Source organism: Gloeobacter kilaueensis JS1 (genome assembly GCF_000484535.1).
Lineage (GTDB): Bacteria > Cyanobacteriota > Cyanobacteriia > Gloeobacterales > Gloeobacteraceae > Gloeobacter > Gloeobacter kilaueensis.
In genome coordinates this window covers 1,484,628-1,505,831 of record NC_022600.1, presented here as the reverse complement: position 1 = coordinate 1,505,831, position 21,204 = coordinate 1,484,628, and the positions used below count along the sequence as shown (strand labels likewise).

Genomic DNA, 21,204 nt, shown 5'->3' with positions numbered 1-21,204 from the left:
GTGGATTTTGATCAGCTTGCCCACCAGTTGCGCAATCCGGTGATGGCGATCCGCACCCTGGCGAGCCTCGTCAAAAAGCGCCTGGCGGCGGACGATCCCAACCGGGCGCTGCTCGATGCGATCGTGGCAGAATGCCGCCGCCTGGACAGTTTGCTCGACGATCCCCTCAGTGTCCTGACGATCGAGCCGGTGCCCCTCGCGCCGCTGTTGCAAGAAATTGCCCGGACGACCCAGCCCATCGCCCAGGAGCGCCAGATTGCCTTTGAGGTGCACGGGCAAATCGAAGCCACCGTGCTTGCCAGCCCGAGCGCCCTGCGGGAGGTGCTGATGAACCTGCTCGACAACGCCTTCAAGTACACGCCCACCGGCGGCACAGTGACAATTCGGGTCCGCCCCGAGGCGGAGCGCTGGACAATCGAGGTGGCCGACACCGGTGAGGGCATCGCCCCCGGCGAAGTTGAGCACATCTTTGAGCCGTATTACCGGGGTACCAGAACGGGTGTGCTCAATGGCCAGGGGCTGGGGCTGGCTGTCGCCCGCGATCTCGTAAGCCGGATGAACGGTGCGATCAACGTCTACCCGGCTGCCGGTCGCGGCAGTTATTTTCGTGTCACCCTACCCGCCGCCGAGGAATCTTGACCTATGTCTGCCCATCTGCTGCTGGTCGATGACGATCCGGGCATCCGCCTTGCCCTCCAGGCGTACCTCGAAGACGCCGGCTTTAGCGTCACTGTCGCCCGCAACGCGATCGAAGGGGAGGAATTGCTCAAAAAGCACCAGCCGGATCTGGTGATCACCGACATCATGATGCCCCAGGTCGATGGCTACCGCTTCTTGCAAAAATTGCGCGCCCTGCCCCGCTTTCGCCAGACACCGGTGATCTTTTTAACGGCCAAAGGCCAGACTGCTGACCGGATCCAGGGCTACCGCCACGGCTGCGACGCCTACATGGCCAAACCGGGCGATCCCGAGGAGCTGGTGGCGATCATCCACAATCTGCTGGAGCGCTCGCGCCAGATACAGTCTGAGATCGTCGGGCTGTTGGCCGAACTGCAGCAGCGGCCCGCCCCGCTTCCCCGCCAGAGCAGCGTCGAACTGGACTTGACGCCCCGCGAGCAGCAGATTCTGCAACTGGTTTGCGAGGGTCTGATGAACAAAGAGATTGCCGCCCGCCTGGAGCGCAGCACCCGCAACGTCGAGAAGTACGTAAGCCGCCTGCTCGTTAAAACCGGCACCAGCAGCCGCACCGAGCTGGTGCGCTACGCCATTGAGCAGGGCCTCGTCTCGACCAGCCGACCAACAAATTGATCGGGGATTACCTTCTCTTAAAGCTCGGCTGCAACAATAACTCCCGGTCAGCCTGTCTCGGAGTGTACCGATGAAACATCTGCCGTCTGTGGCCGTTGCGGCCCTTGCGTCGCTGGTAGCCATCCCTTCTGTTTGGGCCCAGCCCAAAGTTGTACTTATCTCGCTTGATAGCGCCAATCCGACTACTTTTGCCGGCTACATCCAATCCGGTGTCTTTGACACCAGCAGCGGTCTGGGGCTTTTGCAGCGGTTGGGGACCAGTTCCATCCAGAATCTGACGATCACCCCGTCGATCACCGCTCCCGGACACATCGCGATTGCCACCGGCTCGCGGGCGGCCCACAACGACATCAACGCCAACACCTTTCATCTGGTGGCAAGCAACTTCAGCGCCAACATCAGCGGCTTCGGCGCGCCGATCGGCGGCTACGCGATTTCTGGTCCGGCGGTGAGTCCCGAACCCACTGCCACCCCGATCTGGGTGACGCTGCGCGCCGCCGGTAAAAAAGTCGTGACCGCCACCTGGCCGGGGGGCGACGGCGTCGATGTCAAAGATCCGACCAGCGGCAACCTCCTGCAGCCCAGTTCGCTGCGGACGGTCGATTACACGGTGCCCTTCGGCACCTTCGGCGGCGTCGGTGCCCAGGGCTTTGCTCTGGGGGCCGTCGATTTCACCAATGCCGGCGACACCCTCACAAGCCAGCTGGTGGCCGCCGGTTATCCCTCCTACAGCCCCGTCAAGGCCAAGGCGACGGCCCTTGAGACGATTAATGTCAGCGGCACCAACTACACGATCAACCTGGCAGCGATCGACAGTACCAACGACGGAGTGACCAACTACGACACGCTGGTGTTCTACGACGCGAACCTGGGCGTGCAGCCGGGGCCTTTCACCCTGCCTTCCACCGGCCCCGCCTACGTGCGCGCCGACGGCCACTCCCGGCGCTTTTACTTCGAGGGCAACAGCAACAAAGCTGGATCTGCCTACTACGCAAGCTTTCTTGCTCCGGATCTCTCGACGGTGCGCATAGCGCGCTACTCGGTCAACTACATTCCCCGTAACACGCCGGTCCTTGCCAGCGTCGATGACATCAACAACAACGTCGGCTTCTGGGGCAACCAGCCGGACTTTCGCATTCCCGAGCGCATCAGCTCCGGCTTCGATAGCTTTCCGGACACCGAACTGGAGGGCATGTACGAAGATCAGGTGAGCAGCTTCGTGCAGTACCAGACCAATATCGCCCTGCGCGCCATCTCCCAGAACCCGGACGCCGACCTGGTGATGGTCTACATCGAGCAGCCGGACGGCTCCGGCCACCAGTTCACCCTCACCGACCCGCGCCAGGCGACCAACTTCAAAGACCCCAACACGATCGGCACCGGCCAGGATCCAGCCAAGGTGTCGCGCTACGCTACCTACCGCCAGAATTCGTATACAGCCGCCAACAGCGCCGTTCAGCAGATCATCGCTGCGGTCGGCCAGAACAGCGACGGTACTCCCAGGAGCAACGTTTTCGTCGTCTCCGACCACGGCATGGCCCCCTTTCATACGGCGGTGAACATCAACAACCTGCTCACTTCCGTCGGCATCGACACGACCAAGGTGCGGGCGGTGACCACCGGCCCCGACGTCAACGTCTACATCAAATTGCAGGGCAGGGAGGCGGACGGCACGGTGAGCCCGAGCGACTACCCGGCGCTGCAGAAACAAATTTTCCAGGCGCTCTCCGCAGCAGGCGATCCGAACCCGACTTTTAACTATTCACTGCCGAACGGCAAACTCTTCCGCACCGTCATCCCCCGGCCCACCCCTGCGAACGTTCCAGTTGGTTTTGCCACCAATCAAATCATCGGCCAGGACACAGGCGATGTCTTTGCCATCCTCAACCTGGGCTACAACTTCGACGGCACCCAGTCGCCGGTCGTCCAGCGCAAGGGAGATGTGGCCTCCACCACGCCGGTCCTCTCCCAGCCCAACTTCTACGGTGCCCACGGCTACGACTCCAAGCTGCCGGAGATGAGCGCCATCTTCTTTGCCGCCGGCCCAAATATCCGCAAGGCCCAGCTGCCGCTGACGCGCAACATCGATGTGGCACCCACGATCTTGAAGCTATTGGGGGTTGCTCCGGCGGCCACCGTCGATGGCCGGGCCCTTCAAGGAATTTTGAAATAGGAGTTTTGCAATCGGTCTCAAATTCGAGACCCACAAGCGGTGACACAGCCGGCGGGGGCTTCCCTCGCCGGTTTTCTTATAGAAAATAGCCTACCTGTCCGAAAATAAACCGCTTCGCTGTTGCGGGCAAAACCGGCTACGGCAAAGCGCAATCTTTGTTACCGCCGATCGCGCTCAGGGTTACGGCTGCACCCGTTCAGCAAAGGCGCGCCAATCCGCAAAGTAGAAAGTGTCAAGTTTCCCTCTCGCAGGAGATAGGCAGATGAGTACGAAAGTTTATCGCGCTTTTGGTCTGGCCCTCGCTTTGAGCACGCTTACCGCCGCTGCGGCGATGGCCGATGTCACCCAAACCGCCGTCGGTATCCAGGAAGGTGCGCAGTCGCAGTACCTGCAGGGCCGTGGCTACCAGAGCGGCATCAGTGTCCAGAACATGGGCCAGTTCCAGCGCGCCCGCCCCAGCTTCTACGGTGAGAACATCCAGCAGACGGCTGCCGGTGTGCAGTCGGTCCAGCAGGCCCAGGAAGGCTATGGCCGGGTCAACCAGAGCCTGGTCGATCTGCGCAACCTGCGCCAGCGCCAGTTCAGCGGCGGCTTCCGTTACTAATTGCGGAGCACACTGCCATGAAAACGCTGCCCGTATTTAGCGCAATGGCCCTGGTGGGCCTGCTGGCATCTGTCGCTCAGGCCGGCACGATCGATGTCAGCCCGGCGGTGCAGACCGGCATCGGCGTCCAGAACGCCCAGCAGATCCAGTTGGGCTTCGGCGTGCGCAACCAGGCCGGCACGATCGTCCAGCAGCAGCCGCAATTTCAGTACATCGGTCGGCCCAGCCGCCCTGAGCGCAGCTACAGCTACCCTGGCCGGGACGACATCCGGGTTAGCCCGGCGGTGCAGACCGGCATCGGCGTCCAGAACGCCCAGCAGATCCAGCTTGGCCTGCCGGACATTGGACGCCCCCGCTATTAGTCACCTGAGTTCTGTCCTGTTTTCCCTCTAAAGTGGGTGCCGGGCTGCCAGACCCGGCAGCCCGGCACCCGCTCCACTTTCAGGAGTTCAGCCATGTCCAGAGCCCTCTTTGCAGCCATTCTCACCGGCGGCGCACTCAGTCTGGCCCCAGCCGCCTACGCCGATCGGATCGTCATTCCGGTCTTTCAAAATCAGACCGCGATCAACAACGGTTCCCAGGGCCAGTACGCCGGCGGCGGCTACGGCAATACCAGCCAGACCGGCGTCCTCAACCAGTCCAACCAGCAGTCCCAGGCGGTGAATGTCTACGTGCCGGACGACTTTCATGGTTCGGTGCGCACCACCTACGTCAATCGTCCGATTGGCAACAATCCGAACTTCAACCCCGGTGAGCGGCGCGACCGGATTCAAGACTGGCGCGATGCGCGTCAAGATCGGCGCGATGTGCGTCAGGACCGGCGCGAGGACCGCCGCGACAACCGTGGCTGGCCCCAGGGACGGTGGTAGTTTTTTTGAGGTGAAGTTATGCGCTTCAACCGATGGATAGGCACTGCGCTCACCACCAGCTGGCTGGTGAGCGCCTCCGTGGCCGGTGCCCAGGTGGCAGTCCAGGTGAGTCCAGACGGGGATGTGCAGGTGCAGACGAATACCAGCAGCGTCACTGTGGGTGGCGACTCGCGTTCTACGAGCACCGCGACCCAGCGCAGCTACCAGTATCAGGACAACAGCGGCACCGATCTGAGCACAATCGACATCGATCGAGGCGATCTGTCCGCCTCCAACTATTACCTGGTTCTTCAGGCACCGTCCGGGCGCTCGTTGCGGGGCCAGATCTTTCTCAATGGCCGGTTGCTTGCAAATTTGAGCACGTCCCGGTTGATTCTGCCCCTCGATAGCCAGTTGCGGCCCGGCACCAACCGCATCGAAGTGACAGGCACGACGACGAACGCGCTGGTGGGCCTTGCTGCCGGCCCCAGCCGTCCGTATTTTTATGGCAGGCAACTGCGCGGTGCCCAGCAAAGCTGGCTGCAACAAACTAGCAGCGCGCTGCAGCGTTCGATCGTGGTGACGCTTCGCTAGAAAGCCTATAATGGCCTTCGGCTTAAGGAGAGATGGCCGAGTGGTCGAAGGCGCAGCACTGGAAATGCTGTATAGGGGCAACTCTATCGAGGGTTCGAATCCCTCTCTCTCCGCCACAGCGTTACTCTGCTCAGACGCTCGATCATAAAGTTCAAAAGGGAGCCAGACCGGGGGTAGTACAACCTGCCCGTAAAGATAAGGCGGAGGACCACACGGCAACATTCTGGATGCTTCCTTCCCAAATTTTACAAGAGCTTGCGGGCACGCTCAGGGCTTTTCCAAGTGAAGAGTGAGAACTTGCATAGGCCGTCAGCAATACTTTAACTGCTCATGCTTCGCGATCTTCTCCTCTTCGAGCTGGTGGATTTTGTTATCGTAGCTAACAGCCTGTGCTTACGCGTGTGTAGCTTGTTACTCAGTCAGTAGCGACTAGACTGATAGGGTTAGCCAGCTTATGTGAGGGAGAGTAGTTGAACAACTATACACACAAAAAGATTATCGAGAAGATCACTAACCTTGACGAGGCTCCATCAGACTCCGGGAGATTTGCGGAGTGGATTAAGGCAGACGCACATCTCACCTTTCTGCGTGAGAATGCGGTCGATGACGAGGTCGTGATTTATGCATTGGGCAAATACAGCCTTATTCATTCTGCGGTGGTCTCAAATGAACGCCTGTTCCCTATTAACCGTGAAGACTTAATGGGCTGGAGTTTCAACGCCTACAGCTCGATTGCCAGCTATGTCTCAGGTGGTGAACGCAAAGGCGTGTGGCTAGAGCGTGGCCTAACGGGTACTGGAACGAATACGCTCGAAGGGGCCGTTCAATTAGTGTTTGCGCGAACGTTTGAAGGCTGGAGTGAGCCGGGCAGGGACTATCTAGAGCTAAATCAAGAGTATGCCCATCTCGCCGAGATCCACTGGCGTCCTGAGAAACGGGCATTCTGCCGGTTCAATGGAAATGGCGATATCGAACCCGTTGTATCCGTCACGAATCGGGGTGACAGAGGAAGCAGCGCGGCCCTTGTCACATTCAAATGGGAACCATTGGAGGAATATCTAGTAGCTTCCAATTCTTCGTTAGTCCGGATGTTCGATTTCACGCTTTACAAGGGGTCGGGATTTGCTGATTGGTCGAGTGAACCTGCACAAGACTTTCCAGAAGCGGAAGATTTCTTTTACCGCAGGAAGATTAACAGTGGCACTGGAGCTTATACGCGCGGTGTGCAGATTATCGGGCCGCGCCGCCCGACGCAGGCAGTTCAATCCGACATCATGAACGGCTGGATGAGCCAGAAAAACAAACAGTACGTAGAATTCATCGCCTACGACTGGCGGAACAAGTGCGTCACGAAGATTTCCACGGACCCTAGTGCGACAACTAACTACTTCGTCGCGAAGGACAACTCACTGCCCTATGAGTTATCACCAGCATTCTTCAGACCCGAGGTTCTGTCAAAGTACAAAACGGATCGTGATAAGTACACAGTGAGCGAGCGTGAGGTCTCCTGTCGGGCCGCTTGGCACCTAAAGGGTATCGATGTAAATGAAGCCGGACAGGTTCATGCATATATCGTCTATCTTCGTCACCTGCCATATTCCGAGCAGCTGCATTGGCAAGCCCACAACGAAGACCCGAAGACGGGTATTTCAGTACGTGCGATCACTACAGATTTTGAGGGCAAGTTCACGAATTTTCATACTCCACTTGGGGAAGTTCTCTCGATCGCGAGGCGCTGGAATCACGAGAAAGTAGCGTGGTGGAAGCTTCGCGATGAAAAACTGCCTGATCGCGTAAATACCCCTTTGACTGCCAGCCGTGACGAATGGGCAGAAGCCTTTATGGACCTGGCAAAGCTCGTTATCGAAGGCTTCGAGACACCACCGATCCGGCAGAAGCTGGACATGGCCAAGATTCCATACGATAGGGAGAGAGATCGGACTATAGTCTTGCTCGAAAAATTGCTGAATGAAAACAATACGTCCGGTGATGTGAAGAAATTAGTTGGACTGCGAACTGTGCAAAATCTGCGTTCAAAGGCCAAGGGTCATGCTAGTGGGAACGAGGCACAGGAATTGGCACAAGAAGCTCTGATGGAGCATGAGACGTTCGCGAATCACTTCAAACATGTATGTGAAAAGGTCGTCATCGATCTTCAATTAATCGAGGGGCTGTTCTTGCCAAGCCCGTCAGCAGGTGATCCATCGTGAGGCTGGAACCAACTTCGCGTAGTCACTGCGGAAGTTGCAGCACTTGAGATTAAGGTTTAAGCGAGTAGTCAGTCGCGCGAGGTGCCTCCTCTAAATTGACGGCGACAACGCTCTTTGCACCAATCATTATCAGGAATCCGTTCGTACACCATAGGTATAGCGCAGAAGTTTGAACTAAGGAATTAATAAATGTGCTCCCGGAGGTCACCTCTCGCCATTGAGAAGTTTGCACAAGCAATGCACGTAATTGAGAGTTGAATCAAGAACGTGAGTCCTCTACTGGTTGGTTAGCTACTGCATGAACGGTAGCCCAAGACGCCTTTTATACCGTTTCGTTATGTGAATGAGCGAATTCAGTACGCTCAGAGCGCCTCAGGGGCTGTTTTTGCACTTGCATACGCTCAAAACAAAAACGAAAAGGTATTAGAGGGTTGAGCATAGATTACGAGAATGGCCCTAAAGAGATGGAGAAGTACTCTCTAGCAAATGCCAGGACTTACTCATCCTGCTTAAGCTGGCGCGACCTATACTAGAATCACTCTCATAGAGAAGGGTTAGCCATGACCAGAATTCTAGAAGCTACTTACAGCAACGGTAAGCTCATCCTCGGTGAGGCGCTTCATCCTGGCCTGGAGGAAAAGAAGCTGAGAGTAATGATCTTTGAAGCCGATGAACCAAACGGAGAACTGTCTTCCCAAGTTAGAAGACAGCGATTTTTAGATGCAGCAGCAAAACACGCTTTTGAACTACCACCAGACTACAAGTTTGAGGGTCTTCTTCTATACACTAATATTTGAGCCTACTTTTATGGAGAGACTCCTCCTGAACAATTTCAAAAATCCAGGAACTCCTAGCAGATTCAAAAACGTATAGCTGAAGTTAGAACCCAGGTTTTGGATGAAATATTTCATTTGCTATTTCGCAAGAAAATCACTTCGACTGAGGCTGGCTCCGTCTGTTCTTTATTGACGCTGGAGCTGAAATCATTTAAATTGAGTAAGCATTCAGATTTTTGAATATTGCTTCAGCTTTTTTATGAAAGCAAGCATCCGCGAAAAGACCGCGCTCCTGCGGCGGCAGCACATTCTCGAAGCGGCGATCAGAGTTTTTGCGGATCGTGGCTTTCAGCGCGCCACGATCCGGGAGATCGCAAACGAGGCGGGGGTGTCGGACGGAACGATCTACAACTCGTTCAAGAACAAGGCCGATCTGCTGCTTGCCGTCCTCGATCCGCTCGACGAGGTGGGTCGCGCCGTAGAAGCTCCCCTGACGGCAGTCAGCGACGATGTCGAGCAACTGGTCCGGCAGCTTTTCAGGCGGCGCTGGGAGACTTTTACCCCCGAGATCTTGAACGTGTTGCGGGCGGTCTTCTCGGAAGTGTTGATCAACGAAGAATTGCGGGCGCTCTACGTCGATCGCGTGCTTGCACCGGCTCTTACCCTGCCGGAGCCGCTATTTAAGAATCTGGTGGCAGCCGGGAAACTGAGGCCCATCGATGTTTCGCTGACCCTGCGCACGATTACCGCCACCTTTCTTGGTCTTGTGACCCTGCGGTTGTTGGGCGACGAGTACGTGACAGCGCACTGGGATGCGGTTCCTGACGAGCTTGCTGCCCTCTTTCTTGCTGGAATACTGCCACAAAAGACTGAAAGAGGCGGCCATGAGTCGGCTTGAGAGCGTCCAGATTGCCAGCCCGGCCTTCAAGGCGGACCCTTACCCGTTTTATGCACGCCTGCGCGCCGAGACGCCTGTCTATCGGGTTGCTCTTCCGAACAAACAGCCGGCCTGGCTTGTCACCCGCTACGACGACGTGGCGGCGCTGCTCAAAGATCCGCGCTTTGCCAAGGACCGGCAGAACGCCCTGACGAAGAAGCAGATGGCAAGTCAGCCGCAGGTACCGGCGCTATTTGCTCCGCTGACGCGCAATCTGCTCGACAGCGACGATCCGGATCACGCCCGCTTGCGCAGGCTGGCTCAAACAGCCTTTACAGCAAAGCGCATCGAGGTGATCGTAGATCGCACCCAGGCGGCCTGCGACGAGCGCCTTGACCGGTTGAAAGGCCGCCGTTTCGATCTGATGGGTGAATTTGCCCTGCCGGTGCCGGTGATGGTCATCTCGGAGCTGTTGGGCGTTCCCCAGGCGGATCGCGAAAAATTTGGGCGCTGGTCAAAGACCCTCAGCCAAAATACGATGACGCCGATGCGTATGCTGCTTTCTTTTCCCCACCTCGTTTGTTTTGTCAGATACCTGCGCCGGCTCATCGCGCAAAAGCAAAAACAACCACAAGACGATCTGGTGAGCGCCCTGGTGCAGGTGCAGGCAACGGGACAGCTCGATGAAGACGAACTGCTCGCGATGGTTGCCCTTTTGCTGACGGCTGGACACGAGACGACGACGAACCTCATCGGCAACGGAATGCTGGCGCTGCTTCGCCACCTCGATCAGTTCGAGCGCCTGCGCGCCCAACCGGAGTTGATCGAGACGGCGATCGAGGAGTTGCTGCGCTTCGAAAGTCCCGTCGAGATGTCAACCAACCGCTATGCCCGCGAGGATCTCGAAATTGCCGGTACACCGATCGCGCGTGGGGAGCTTGTCCTCGGCGTCATCGCCTCGGCGAACCGCGACGAAAGCCAGTTTCCAGATGCGCACACCCTCGATATTGCGCGCCGTCCCAACTTGCACCTCGCCTTTGGGCAGGGCGGACACTACTGCCTGGGCGCTGCTCTGGCCCGCCTGGAAGGCAAGATCGCCCTTGAGACGCTGCTCAGGCGTCTACCGAATCTGCGCCTCACTCAAGCTACAAATTCCCTGCGCTGGCGGCGCGGCCTGGTCCTTCGGGGGCTTGAGTCGCTGGCGGTCAGCTTTTAATCGGTTTTTCACCTGCTCGAATCGTTCGGTGTCTACAGGTCCGGCTTGAAGCTTCTGGGTTAAAATCAAGAGGTAAATCCGGTTACCGTGCCTTCGGCCTGATAGGAGCTGTTGCGGGCGGCGGACCCGGCGCATCGAGGACTGCCGAGGTGAGCAATCCCTGGATTCGCACTTTTTTTATCGGTCGAGCAACCGCAGAGATTTTGCTTGAAAAGCTCGAAGATGCCGTCACCGATCTGTTGAGTGAGGTGGGCAAGGCGGAGGCGGACTGGCGAGACGGGTTGCGCGAGTTTACCGAGGAGGTGCTCACCCGCGCCGAAGCCGAGCAGGCTGAGACCCTCATCGATCTGAGCGCCGAGGGCTACACCAGCCGGGGCACGGCGAGCAGCAAGCAAGTCGAGCGCAACGTCGATGAACTGCGGGCCGAGGTCGCCCGCCTGCGCTCCGAACTGCAGCGCTTCCGCAACCAGGAAGCGCCATGACCGCTCTGCTTCCCTCCTCCTACCATTCGTGATCGTGTCCGCCCCACCTGCTGTTCCTGCCAGAGCCTATCGCTGGAACCGGGCCAACTACTCCCGTACCCGGCGGGTCATCGATATTTGGGGCTTTTTTCTGCTGATTTTGTTCTACCGCTGGTGGGACAGCAAAAAGTGGACCTACAGGGGCGACGACAGCGAGGAGCACCGCTCGCGCCGCCAGCGCAAGCGGGCGATCTGGACGCGGGAGACGATGCTCGAACTCGGTCCCACCTTTATCAAGGTCGGACAACTGTTTTCGACCCGCGCCGACTTGTTTCCAAAAGAATATATCGAAGAACTTTCGAGGCTACAGGACGAAGTACCGGCCTTCGCCTACGAGCAGGTCGTGCAGACCATCGAGAGCGAATTCGGCAGGCGGCTGCCGGAAATTTTTCAGTTCTTCGATCCGACGCCGATGGCGGCAGCTTCCCTCGGGCAGGTGCATCGCGCCCAGCTGCACACTGGCGAAGAAGTCGTCGTCAAAGTCCAGCGTCCTGGCCTCGAACAGCTATTTAACGTCGATCTGGGCATCTTGCGGGGCATCGCCCAGTACCTGCAGAACCATCCGCGCTACGGGCGCGGCGGGCGCGAGTGGGTGCCTATCTACGACGAGTGCGCCCGCATCCTCATGCAAGAAATTGACTACCTCAACGAGGGGCGCAACGCCGATACCTTCCGGCGCAACTTCCAGGGCGACCCTGAGATCTGCGTGCCCAGGGTCTACTGGCGCTACGCCTCCCCAAAAGTCCTCACCCTCGAATATCTGCCCGGCATCAAGATCAGCAACTACGAGGCGCTGGAGGCGGCGGGTCTGGACCGCAAGCTTCTGGCGCGCATCGGAGCGCGCTCCTACCTGCAGCAGCTTCTCAACGACGGCTTCTTTCACGCCGATCCCCATCCGGGCAACATCGCCGTGCGCCACGACGGGGCGCTGATTTTTTATGACTTTGGCATGATGGGCCGCATTCAGCCGGGCACCAAGGAACGGCTGATGGACACGTTTTTGGGCGTCGCCCAATCCGACGCCGACAAGGTGATCGACTCGCTCATCGAACTGGGGGCAATTAAAAAGAACGCCGACCGCGTTCCGATCCGCCGCTCGATCGCGTTTCTCATCGAGAATTTTTTTAACAAGCCCTACGGCGATCAGTCCTTCGACTTTGGCAGCCTCTCCGAAGATATCTACGAGATGGCCTACGAACAGCCCTTTCGCTTTCCGGCCACCTTTACCTTTGTGCTGCGGGCGGTATCGACCCTGGAAGGTCTGGGCAAAGGGCTCGATCCCAACTTCAATTTTATGGATGTCGCCCAGCCCTTCGCCGATCAGCTCATGACCACCAACGGAGAGTTCGGTATGCGCGAACTGTTGAACCAACTCGGACAGCAGGTCGGCCAGGTCGGTGCGATGACGGTCAACCTGCCCCGCCGCATCGAGCAGACCCTCGAGCGCGCCGATCGCGGCGAGTTGCGGGTGCGGGTCAAGTCGATCGAATCGGAGCGGCTGTTGCGCCGCCTCAACGCCGCTGCCATCGGCGGCATCTACAGCGTGCTTCTGGGAGCAATGCTCATCTGCTCGGTGATCCTCTATACGAGCGAACATATCCTGGAGGCGATCGCCGCCTTTGGCCTCTGCGGGTTGCTCTCCTTTGCCCTGGGCCGGGTGCTGCTCAGGTTGCAGCGCGTGGACGCCGACATCAACTGAGTTTCAGTGCGCTGAACGGCTGTAGACAGTGGCAGGAGACTCGTCCTATATTGTTAGCCTGATAGCGCGCGGTCGGAGGGACGGCTATTCCTGAGCCACTGAATTTGACGGTCAGCCTGAGGGGCACCCGCGATGAAGGCGACAACTATCAGGTCTTTCGCCTGATCGGTCAGCTCGATGCCTTCTCTGAACCGGTCTTCAAAAAGATCCTCAACAAACACATCGACGACGGTCCGGCCAACATCATCCTGGATCTCTCGCAAATCGATTTTTTAGACAGCTCCGGGCAGGGAGCGCTCGTGCAGCTGGCTAAAAAAGTGCAGGGGCTTTCTGGTTCCTTTCAGATCGTCACCAACCAGCGGGTGACCCAGAGCCTGAGACTGGTGCGCCTCGATCAATTTTTGACGCTGCGCAATACTCTCGAAGAAGCGGTCGAGCAGGTGCCTGGAAGCTAGAACTTGGACAGCTCCCAGATTCGCACGCTGCCGCTCGAAGCTCTGGCGTATCTGGGGGATGCCGTCTGGGAGTTGCACGTCCGCTCCGGGCTCATCTATCCGCCCCAGCGGCTGCGGCGGTTGCACGAGCGGACCGTCGAGCGGGTGCGGGCCGCTGCCCAGGCAACTTTGTTGGGCAGGCTCGAAGCGCAGCTCACTTCCGAGGAGGCCGAGTGGGTGCGCCGGGGGCGCAACGCGGCCACAGGTGTGCCCCGCCATCTCGACGGGGCGACCTATAGACTGGCCACCGCCTTTGAAACCCTGTTAGGATATCTGTTTCTGGCCGACCGCGAACGCCTCGCCGTCGTCCTCCACCTCTGCGATGAGCTGCAACACCATGGCCCCAACCCCGCGCCCCCAGAAACCTAAGCGCAGCGGCACCCGCTCCGCCGCCGCCAAACCGATCCGCAAAACCTCCGCCGATGCCAGGGTGCGCAAGCTCAAAGAAGGCGAGCGGGGGGAGCGCCGGGTAGCCAAGGATAGCTCCCAGGCCAAACCGGTGCGCAAGGCCGATGCGGCGGCTCGGGCCAAGCGTCCGGCCAAAGACATCACTCCCCCGGCCACCGAGCGGCTGCCTAAAAAGACGATCGCTCCTTCTAAACCCGCCCCAGCGGAGGCGAGTGAGACGGGCGAGAGCGACGAAGCGGAATTGCTCTACGGCAAGCAGCCCGTCCTCGCTGCTCTCCAGGCCAGGCGGCCCCTCAACCGCGTCTGGCTCATCGAAAGGCTGCGCTACGACCCGCGCTTCTTGCGGCTGCTCGATGCCGCCAAAGCGGGCGGCACCGTCATCGACATCGTCGAACCCCGGCGGCTCGACCAGCTTACCGCCGGGGCCAACCACCAGGGCGTCGCCGCCCAGACCGCCGCCCACCCCTACGTCGAATTCGAGGATCTGATCACGGCTGCTGCCGACCACCCGCAGCCGGTGCTGCTCGCCGCCGACGGCATCGAAGATCCCCACAACCTCGGAGCGCTCATCCGCTCCGCCGAGGCGTTCGGTTTTCAAGGCGTCATCCTGCCCCGGCGGCGGGCAGTGGGCGTGACGACGACGGTGGCCAAGGTAGCAGCCGGAGCGGTCGAGCACCTGCCCATTGCCCGCGTCACCAACCTCAACCAGGCCCTCGAACGGCTCAAAGAAGCGGGCTTTCAGGTGGTCGGTACCCAGCAAAAGGCGAGCCAGCCCGTGTTCGATCTGACCTTGAGCGGTGCGCTGGTGATCGTGGTCGGCTCAGAGGGCAAGGGCATCTCGCTGCTCACCCAGCGCCACTGCGATCAGATCGTCTCGATCCCGCTGGTGGGCAAAACCGCCAGCCTCAACGCCTCAGTGGCAGGCGGCATCGTCCTCTACGAGGTGCTGCGCCAGCGCAGCGCTCAAAAGATTGATCTAAGCTAGACCGGCTCTGCCCGGCTCCGGTCTACTCTAGAGAGTGTCTGCCTGACTTTTTTATGTGGCCCTGGCAGCGCAACCTCCGACAACTTTTGCGTCCCCAGCGCCTGGCGACGCTGGAAGCCTGCTTGATCGGTCTGATTGCCGGTCTGGCGGCGGTCGCTCTTAAGCAGGGAGCCGCCCTGCTCACCCACTGGCGGATCGCAGCGATTGGCCTCGGGGGGTGGTGGACGCTGCCGCTTTTGAGCTTACTCGGTGGTCTGATAGCCGGCTGGTTGGTGGAGCGCTTTGCCCCGGAGGCGGCTGGCAGCGGCATTCCCCAGGTCAAGGCGGTGCTGGCGCGGGTGCCGATGGCCCTCGATCTGCGGGTGGCCATAGTCAAACTCGTAAGTGGCATCGCCGCCATCGGCTCCGGCCTGCCCCTGGGCCGGGAGGGACCGACGGTACAGCTCGGGGCGGCCCTCGCCAACCAGCTCAGCCGCTGGGTGCCCACTTCGCCCTCCTATCGCCGCCAGCTGGTGGCCGCCGGGGCCGGGGCCGGTCTGGCCGCCGCCTTCAATGCTCCGATCGCCGGGGTGATCTTTGTGGTCGAGGAACTGCTGCAGGACGTGTCCGGACTCACCCTCGGCTCGGCGATTCTCGCTTCGTTTATCGCCTCTGTGATCTCGCGGGTTCTGGGCGGCTTCAGCTTTGATCTCAAAGCGCCGCTGGCGGGGTTCCATACGGGTTTCACCGTTCAGGAAATCCCCTATTACCTGTTGCTCGGTGTACTGGCAGGGGTACTGGGAGCGCTCTTCAACCGGGCGATTCTGGCGAGCCTCAGCTTCAATCGTCAGGTACTGCGCCTCAAACTCAGCCTGCGCGTCGGGCTGGCCGGGCTTGGGATCGGGCTGGCGCTGGTATTTTTGCCCGCCGTCTTTCGCGACGGCGAACAACTGCGCGAGATGATCCTCGCGGTGCAAACGCCCTGGCAATTTGTCGCCCTCGCCTTCGTCGCGCAGTTCGTCCTCACGGTAATCGCCTACGGTTCCGGCGCGCCCGGCGGCATCTTCGCTCCGTCGCTGGTGCTGGGATCTGCTCTAGGAGCGCTGGTAGGCACCCTTTCCTACAGCACGCTTCACATCAACCCGCCCCTACCCTACGCCCTGGCGGGGATGGGGGCCTTTTTCTGTGCGGTCACCCGCGTGCCGATCACCTCGTTTGTGATCATCTTCGAGATCACCAACGACTTTACGCTGGTGCTGCCGCTGATGGTCGTCTGCGTGATCGCCGCTATCGTCGCCGAACGGCTGAACGAAGGCTCGATCTACGACCAGTTGCTCGCCTTCAGCGGCATTCGCCTCACCGAGCAGATCGTCTCGGACGAAAAATTATTGGGCCAACTGGCGGCGGGCGACGTGATGCAGACCCGCATCGAGACGCTGGAGAGCCGCCTGGCTTTGAGCGAAGTGTCCCAGGCATTTTCGCGCTCCCACCATCGCGGTTTTCCGGTAGTCGAGGGCGAGCGGCTGGTGGGCATCGTCACCCAGACCGACCTGCTCAAAATTGCTGCCCGCCAACTGCCCCCCGACGCTCCGCTCACCGAGATCATGACCACCCAGCCGGTGACGGTCACTGCCGGTGACACGCTCAACGAAGTCCTCTACCTGCTCAACCGCTACGAACTGAGCCGCCTGCCCGTCACCGAGGGCAGCAAACTCGTCGGCATCATCACCCGCAGCGACATTATTCGGGCCGAGGCGGACCTTTTGGGGGGCGAGAATCTCCAGTCGCTCGGCCCGCGCCCTTCGCCCTCCTACGTCGTCTACCAGACCCGTTCACCGGCTATCGGCCAGGGCCGCCTGCTCCTGCCCCTCGCCAATCCCGAGACCGCCCCGGCCCTGCTCGAATTTGCCCTGGCCGTCGCCCGCGAGCGCAAGCTCGAACTGGAATGCCTGCAGGTGATCGTCGTGCCCCGCACCCGCGCCCCCTCCGACACCACCGTGGCAATCGCTCCTTCGGTGCGCCTGTTGCGCCAGGCCGTGCGCGCCGCCCAGGCGGTGGGCGTGCCCGTCCATACCCAGGTGCGCGTCGCCCACGACGTTTCCCAGGCCGTGCTTGAGACAATCAAGGAGCGGCGGATCAGCCTGGCCCTGTTGGGCTGGAAGGGCAACACCGCCACGCCGGGACGGATCTTTGGCAGCGCCGTCGATACGATCATCCGTCAGGCTCCCTGCGAGGTGCTGCTCATCAAACTCAAGGACAACGCCCTGCCCCGCCACTGGCTGGTGCCCATCGGCGGCGGCCCGAACGCCAAGGAGGCACTCAAAATTCTCCCGGCCCTGCTGCGCGGCATCCCCGGCAGAGGCGAGGTGACTGTCTGCCAGGTCTTTGCCCCTGAGAGCGCCCATGACACCGCCCCCCTTGAGGCCGATAGCCTCAGCCTCAGCCGGGCGATCGGTCGCCCGGTCGAAGCGCTGCCGCTTTTTTCAAAGGCAATCGCTCAAACCCTGGTCCGCTGCGCCTCCGACGGCAAATTCGACGGCATCATCATCGGAGCGAGCCGCGAGAGCCTGCTGCAACAGGCCGTGCGCGGCAACATCCCCGAGACCGTCGCCCGCGACAGCGACTGCACGGTGATCGTCGTGCGCATCTAAGGAGACAAAGCTAAAACGGTCCCCACCCCTCCACACCCCCCCTGCCCGGCGGGCAGGGGGGTGTGGAGGGGTGGGGAAAAGTCCCCTTAAACTCCCAACTATTTACAGATCAACTTCGCACTCAAAACTGCGCAAGTATTGAATATGCATTGGTATTATTTTTCTTCTGCTTCAAGGGACGCCTGGCTACTTCGATCTGACGTCTGGTTACCTTCGGCTACTTGGAGCCTGTCTACTCGTCGCCGAATTCGACTATCCACAATTCGGCTATCGGCAACTGCCAGCCCGGCAACAATTCCGGCAAGCTCAGGATAGCTTCGCCTGCCAGTACCACCGGTGCCTGGTTGGGCCGATAGATACTCACCGTCTGCTCGTCCGGATCGACGAGAATTCCGACTTGCGCCCCGACTTCTAGATAATGCACGAGCTTGTCCTCGATCAGCTTTACCCGGTCGGTGCTGGATTTGACCTCGACAACCAGATCCGGCACGATCTGCCCGTAGGAGCGCGGCACGCGGGGCAGTCGTCGGCGCGAGATGTAAGCTACACCCGGAGCCGTCAATTCGCCCTCTGCCGGTCGAAAGCCTGAGCTGGAATCGAAGACAAAACCGAGCCTGCGCGGTTCGATCCAGAGATTCAATCGGGTGAGCAGTCGGCCTGCAATCAGCCCGGAGGTGATATCCGAAGGACTCACGATTGTGATCTCTCCACCGCGCAGCTCGATCTTGTGCTCTGGATAGAGCAACTGGAGTTTCTCGACATCCTGGATCGTCAGCGCCATAAAAACTCTCCGAACTGGCCTCCAGTCTAGCGCTGGGCCACAAATCAACTCAGGCCAGTGCCGTCTGAAAGCATCTGCTTCCCCATCGCGTCCAGAGAGGTCGCTAGCGCCGTGCAGGTCATCGTCAGCGCAGCGATAGAGGTTGGTCTCGCCCCCTGCAAATCCGGGCGGGTCTTCGATTGTGTGCTGCCCGTGAGGTTCAAAGATTTTACAAAAGTCATCGACAGGACGGCAACTCCAGAAATTACGACTTAACCTGCGGCATCAGGGTTCTAAGAATCGGGCCGCGCCGCTTGTCTGCAACGGCGACTGCGGCATACTAATAAGGTTCAAATTTTGGGGCTCTCCAGCAGATCATGGGTGAACTTTCTCGCCGCCGCTTTCTTGCGGGCACGCTCCTTGCCGCCACCTTTCCCCTCGCACGATCGGCCCAGAGCGCACCTCTGGGCGTCAGTTCGACGCTGGCCGCCCTGCGCGCCGGGGTGCCCCGCGCCTGCTGGTCCCGCCCGATCGGCCAACCCATCGCCAACGTGTTCAAGGCCCGCTACCCGAGCAACATCGACGACGGTCCCTGGCACGGGATGCCCCTGGGCGGCTTTGGGGCGGGCTGCATCGGGCGGTCGCACCGGGGAGATTTTACCCTCTGGCACCTCGATAGCGGCGACCATTACTTTCGCTCCCAACCAGCCTGCCAGTTCGCCCTCTTCGAGCAGGTAGCCGGGGCCAAAGCGCGCGCGAAGGTGCTCTGTACCGAGAAACCGGCGGACGGCAGCCTCGCCGGTTGGGACTGGAGCTATCCAAAAGGGGCGGGCACCTACGCCGCTATCTATCCGCGCTCCTGGTTCACCTACGAAGGATTTTTTACGAGCTTCGTGCGGCTCAAGCAGTTCTCGCCCATCATTCCCCACAACTACAAGGAGACGAGCTACCCGGTCGCCCTCTTCGAGTGGGAGGCGTTCAACCCGAGCGACAAACCCATTACCCTGAGCATCCTGGTGAGCTGGGAGAACATGGTGGGCTGGTTCACCAACAAGTTCAAGACCCGTGAAATCAAGGTGCGCGACGACGACACGCCCTACTACGACTACGAACCGCTCTGGGGCGTGAGCGGCGGCAATTTCAACGCCGCTCGCCAGGAAGATGCCTTTTTGGGGCTGACGATGAGCCGGGCAGCGGGCTTTGCGGGGGGCAAGGTGAGCGAAGCGCCCTTCGTGCGCAGCGAGGCGGACGGCCAGTTCGCCCTCGCCACCCCCCGCCAGCCCGGCGTGGAGGTGAGCTACCACACCCGCTTTGACCCGACCGGCAGCGGCCTGGAAGTCTGGCAGCCCTTTGCCACAACCGGTCGCCTGCCGGATCTGGTGAGTGTACGGCCCGCCGCCAGGGGCGAGCGGATCGCAGCGGCGATGGCCCTGCGCTTTACCCTCAAGCCGGGGGAGCGGCGGCTGGTGCCTGTGGCCCTCGCCTGGGATCTGCCGATTATGGAATTTGCCCCCGGCGTGCGCCGCTACCGCTACTACACGAAGTACTTCGACAAGACGGGCCGCAACGCCTGGAAGATCGCCACCGAAGCCCTGACGCGCTACACCGACTGGGAGCAGCAGATCGAAGCCTGGCAGACCCCGGTGCTCACCGATTCGACGCTGCCCGAGTGGTACAAGTCGGCCCTCTTCAACGAGCTGTATTACCTCACCAGCGGCGGCGCGCTCTGGGAAAACGGCTTTGTACCCGCCCGGATCACTTCGATCGAAGAGATCAAAAAAGCGCCCCCCGGCAAGGGCTACTACACCGTTCTCGAATCGATCGACTACCGCTGGTACGACTCGCTCGACGTCCGGCTCTACGGCTCGTTTGCCCTGCTCATGAACTGGCCGGAACTGGAGAAGAACGTGTTGCGCGCCTACGCCGACGCTGTACCCGTCGAAGACGATTCGACCCGCATTATCGGCTATACCAAAAAGCCCGCCCGGCGCAAGGCCAAGGACGCCCTGCCCCACGATCTGGGAGCCCCCAACGAAGATCCCTGGGTCAAGACCAACTACACCACCTACCAGGACTGCAACCTCTGGAAGGACCTGCCCTGCGACTTCGTTCTGCTCGTCTACCGCGACTACGTCTACACCGGCAAAAAAGACCTCGACTTTGTGCGCTACTGCTGGCCCGCCGCCCGCGCCGCCCTCGTGCGCCTGAAGACGACCTTCGATCTCGACGGCGACGGCTTTCCTGAAAATTCCGGCGCGCCCGACTCGACCTACGACGCCTGGCCCCTGCGGGGCATCAGCGCCTACTGCGGCGGATTGTGGCTGTCGGCCCTGCTGGCGGCAATCGAGATGGGCAAACTGGCGGGCGACACCCAGTCAGTCAGTCAGTTTCAAAGCTGGTACGCCCAGGCCCAGCCCCTCTATGACAAGAAGCTCTGGAACGGGCGCTACTACCGCATCGACAGCCAGAGCAACAACGCCGAGGCGATCATGTCCGATCAGCTCTGCGGCGAATATTACGCCCAGGTCTGCGGTCTTACGGACATCGTGCCGACCGCCCAGGCCCAGTCGGCTCTGGGTGTCATCTACAGCACCTGCTTTGAAAAGTTCTACGGCGGCAAATTTGGCTGCGCCAACGGCACCAACGCCGACGGCTCGTTTATCGGCGACACCGAGCACCCGTCTGAAATCTGGACGGGCATCAACTTTGGACTCGCCGCTTTTATGATCCGCAACAACATGAAAAACGAAGGCTTCAAGATTGCTGAGGCGGTGGTGCGCAACGTCTACGAGGGCGGCCTCCAGTTTCGCACCCCCGAGGCGATCACCGCCGATCGCACCTTCCGGGCCTGCATGTACCTGAGACCGACGGCGATCTGGGCCATCCAGAACAGCCTCGAAGCGACCCGGCCCGGCTTGATGCAGCGTCCGGCGCTTGAATAGGGCGGCGAGCGAAATTCGATCACCTGTCCCGGTGCAGTTGTTTGGGCTCCGGCGACACTGCTACCGAAGTTCCTGGTGCTGATGTCATCGCACTGGTCTGCCCCAAGGCGCGGTTACAAGAACTGCTCCAGGGGGTGCAAGGCTTTCGTCTCGCTCAAC

General features: G+C 60.2%; 19 protein-coding genes and 1 tRNA gene. 19 read left to right on the top strand and 1 reads right to left on the bottom strand.

What is annotated here, in order from left to right:
• From GKIL_RS07200 to GKIL_RS07115, 18 genes are all read left to right on the top strand, one after another.
• A complete protein-coding gene (locus GKIL_RS07200; protein WP_023172829.1) occupies positions 1–639 on the top strand; it encodes a sensor histidine kinase in 639 nt (212 codons plus the stop codon).
• A gap of 3 nt (positions 640–642) precedes the next feature.
• On the top strand, positions 643–1,308 hold the full coding sequence (locus GKIL_RS07195; RefSeq protein WP_023172828.1) for a response regulator transcription factor: 666 nt from the start codon (positions 643–645) through the stop codon (positions 1,306–1,308).
• Positions 1,309–1,378: 70 nt separating this feature from the next.
• Positions 1,379–3,481 carry an alkaline phosphatase family protein gene (locus GKIL_RS07190; protein ID WP_023172827.1) on the top strand — a complete coding sequence of 701 codons (2,103 nt, stop codon included), beginning with the start codon at positions 1,379–1,381 and terminating at the stop codon, positions 3,479–3,481.
• 262 nt (positions 3,482–3,743) lie between these two features.
• Positions 3,744–4,085, top strand: coding sequence for a hypothetical protein (locus tag GKIL_RS07185; protein WP_023172825.1), 342 nt, complete (start codon positions 3,744–3,746; stop codon positions 4,083–4,085).
• A gap of 17 nt (positions 4,086–4,102) precedes the next feature.
• Entirely contained in the window at positions 4,103–4,447 is a 345-nt protein-coding gene (locus GKIL_RS07180; RefSeq protein ID WP_023172824.1) for a hypothetical protein, read from the top strand.
• 93 nt (positions 4,448–4,540) lie between these two features.
• The gene (locus tag GKIL_RS25475) at positions 4,541–4,954 is read left to right on the top strand and encodes a hypothetical protein (protein WP_023172823.1); all 414 of its coding nucleotides are present in this window, start codon (positions 4,541–4,543) and stop codon (positions 4,952–4,954) included.
• An 18-nt stretch (positions 4,955–4,972) separates the two neighbouring features.
• The gene (locus GKIL_RS07170; RefSeq protein ID WP_023172822.1) at positions 4,973–5,527 is read left to right on the top strand and encodes a hypothetical protein; all 555 of its coding nucleotides are present in this window, start codon (positions 4,973–4,975) and stop codon (positions 5,525–5,527) included.
• Between the two features lie 26 nt (positions 5,528–5,553).
• A tRNA-Ser gene (locus GKIL_RS07165) sits at positions 5,554–5,643 on the top strand.
• A gap of 354 nt (positions 5,644–5,997) precedes the next feature.
• Positions 5,998–7,737: a hypothetical protein gene (locus GKIL_RS07160; RefSeq protein ID WP_023172821.1), complete on the top strand. Its 1,740-nt coding sequence runs from the start codon at positions 5,998–6,000 to the stop codon at positions 7,735–7,737.
• Positions 7,738–8,297: 560 nt separating this feature from the next.
• Positions 8,298–8,534: a hypothetical protein gene (locus tag GKIL_RS07155; RefSeq protein ID WP_023172820.1), complete on the top strand. Its 237-nt coding sequence runs from the start codon at positions 8,298–8,300 to the stop codon at positions 8,532–8,534.
• Between the two features lie 238 nt (positions 8,535–8,772).
• The gene (locus GKIL_RS22465) at positions 8,773–9,411 is read left to right on the top strand and encodes a TetR/AcrR family transcriptional regulator (RefSeq protein WP_023172819.1); all 639 of its coding nucleotides are present in this window, start codon (positions 8,773–8,775) and stop codon (positions 9,409–9,411) included.
• The gene (locus tag GKIL_RS07145) at positions 9,398–10,606 is read left to right on the top strand and encodes a cytochrome P450 family protein (RefSeq protein ID WP_023172818.1); all 1,209 of its coding nucleotides are present in this window, start codon (positions 9,398–9,400) and stop codon (positions 10,604–10,606) included. Before GKIL_RS22465 ends, GKIL_RS07145 begins: the two co-directional genes overlap by 14 nt.
• A gap of 149 nt (positions 10,607–10,755) precedes the next feature.
• Complete coding sequence (locus tag GKIL_RS07140) at positions 10,756–11,088, top strand: DUF6825 family protein (RefSeq protein ID WP_023172817.1); 333 nt, start codon at positions 10,756–10,758, stop codon at positions 11,086–11,088.
• Positions 11,018–12,826, top strand: coding sequence for an ABC1 kinase family protein (locus GKIL_RS07135; protein WP_041243791.1), 1,809 nt, complete (start codon positions 11,018–11,020; stop codon positions 12,824–12,826). Before GKIL_RS07140 ends, GKIL_RS07135 begins: the two co-directional genes overlap by 71 nt.
• Positions 12,827–12,930: 104 nt before the next feature.
• A complete protein-coding gene (locus GKIL_RS07130; protein WP_023172814.1) occupies positions 12,931–13,281 on the top strand; it encodes an STAS domain-containing protein in 351 nt (116 codons plus the stop codon).
• A gap of 3 nt (positions 13,282–13,284) precedes the next feature.
• On the top strand, positions 13,285–13,689 hold the full coding sequence (locus GKIL_RS07125; protein ID WP_023172813.1) for a Mini-ribonuclease 3: 405 nt from the start codon (positions 13,285–13,287) through the stop codon (positions 13,687–13,689).
• Positions 13,658–14,713: a 23S rRNA (guanosine(2251)-2'-O)-methyltransferase RlmB gene (gene rlmB, locus GKIL_RS07120; RefSeq protein WP_023172811.1), complete on the top strand. Its 1,056-nt coding sequence runs from the start codon at positions 13,658–13,660 to the stop codon at positions 14,711–14,713. The genes GKIL_RS07125 and rlmB overlap by 32 nt, the downstream gene beginning before the upstream one ends.
• Before the next feature lie 53 nt (positions 14,714–14,766).
• Entirely contained in the window at positions 14,767–17,343 is a 2,577-nt protein-coding gene (locus tag GKIL_RS07115; protein WP_023172810.1) for a chloride channel protein, read from the top strand.
• A gap of 232 nt (positions 17,344–17,575) precedes the next feature.
• Here the strand turns inward: GKIL_RS07115 and GKIL_RS07110 are convergent, their stop codons facing one another.
• On the bottom strand, positions 17,576–18,124 hold the full coding sequence (locus tag GKIL_RS07110) for a Uma2 family endonuclease (protein ID WP_023172809.1): 549 nt from the start codon (positions 18,122–18,124) through the stop codon (positions 17,576–17,578).
• A gap of 356 nt (positions 18,125–18,480) precedes the next feature.
• Between GKIL_RS07110 and GKIL_RS07105 the strand changes: the two genes are divergently transcribed.
• Complete coding sequence (locus GKIL_RS07105; protein WP_023172808.1) at positions 18,481–21,045, top strand: GH116 family glycosyl hydrolase; 2,565 nt, start codon at positions 18,481–18,483, stop codon at positions 21,043–21,045.
• Positions 21,046–21,204 lie beyond the last annotated feature (159 nt).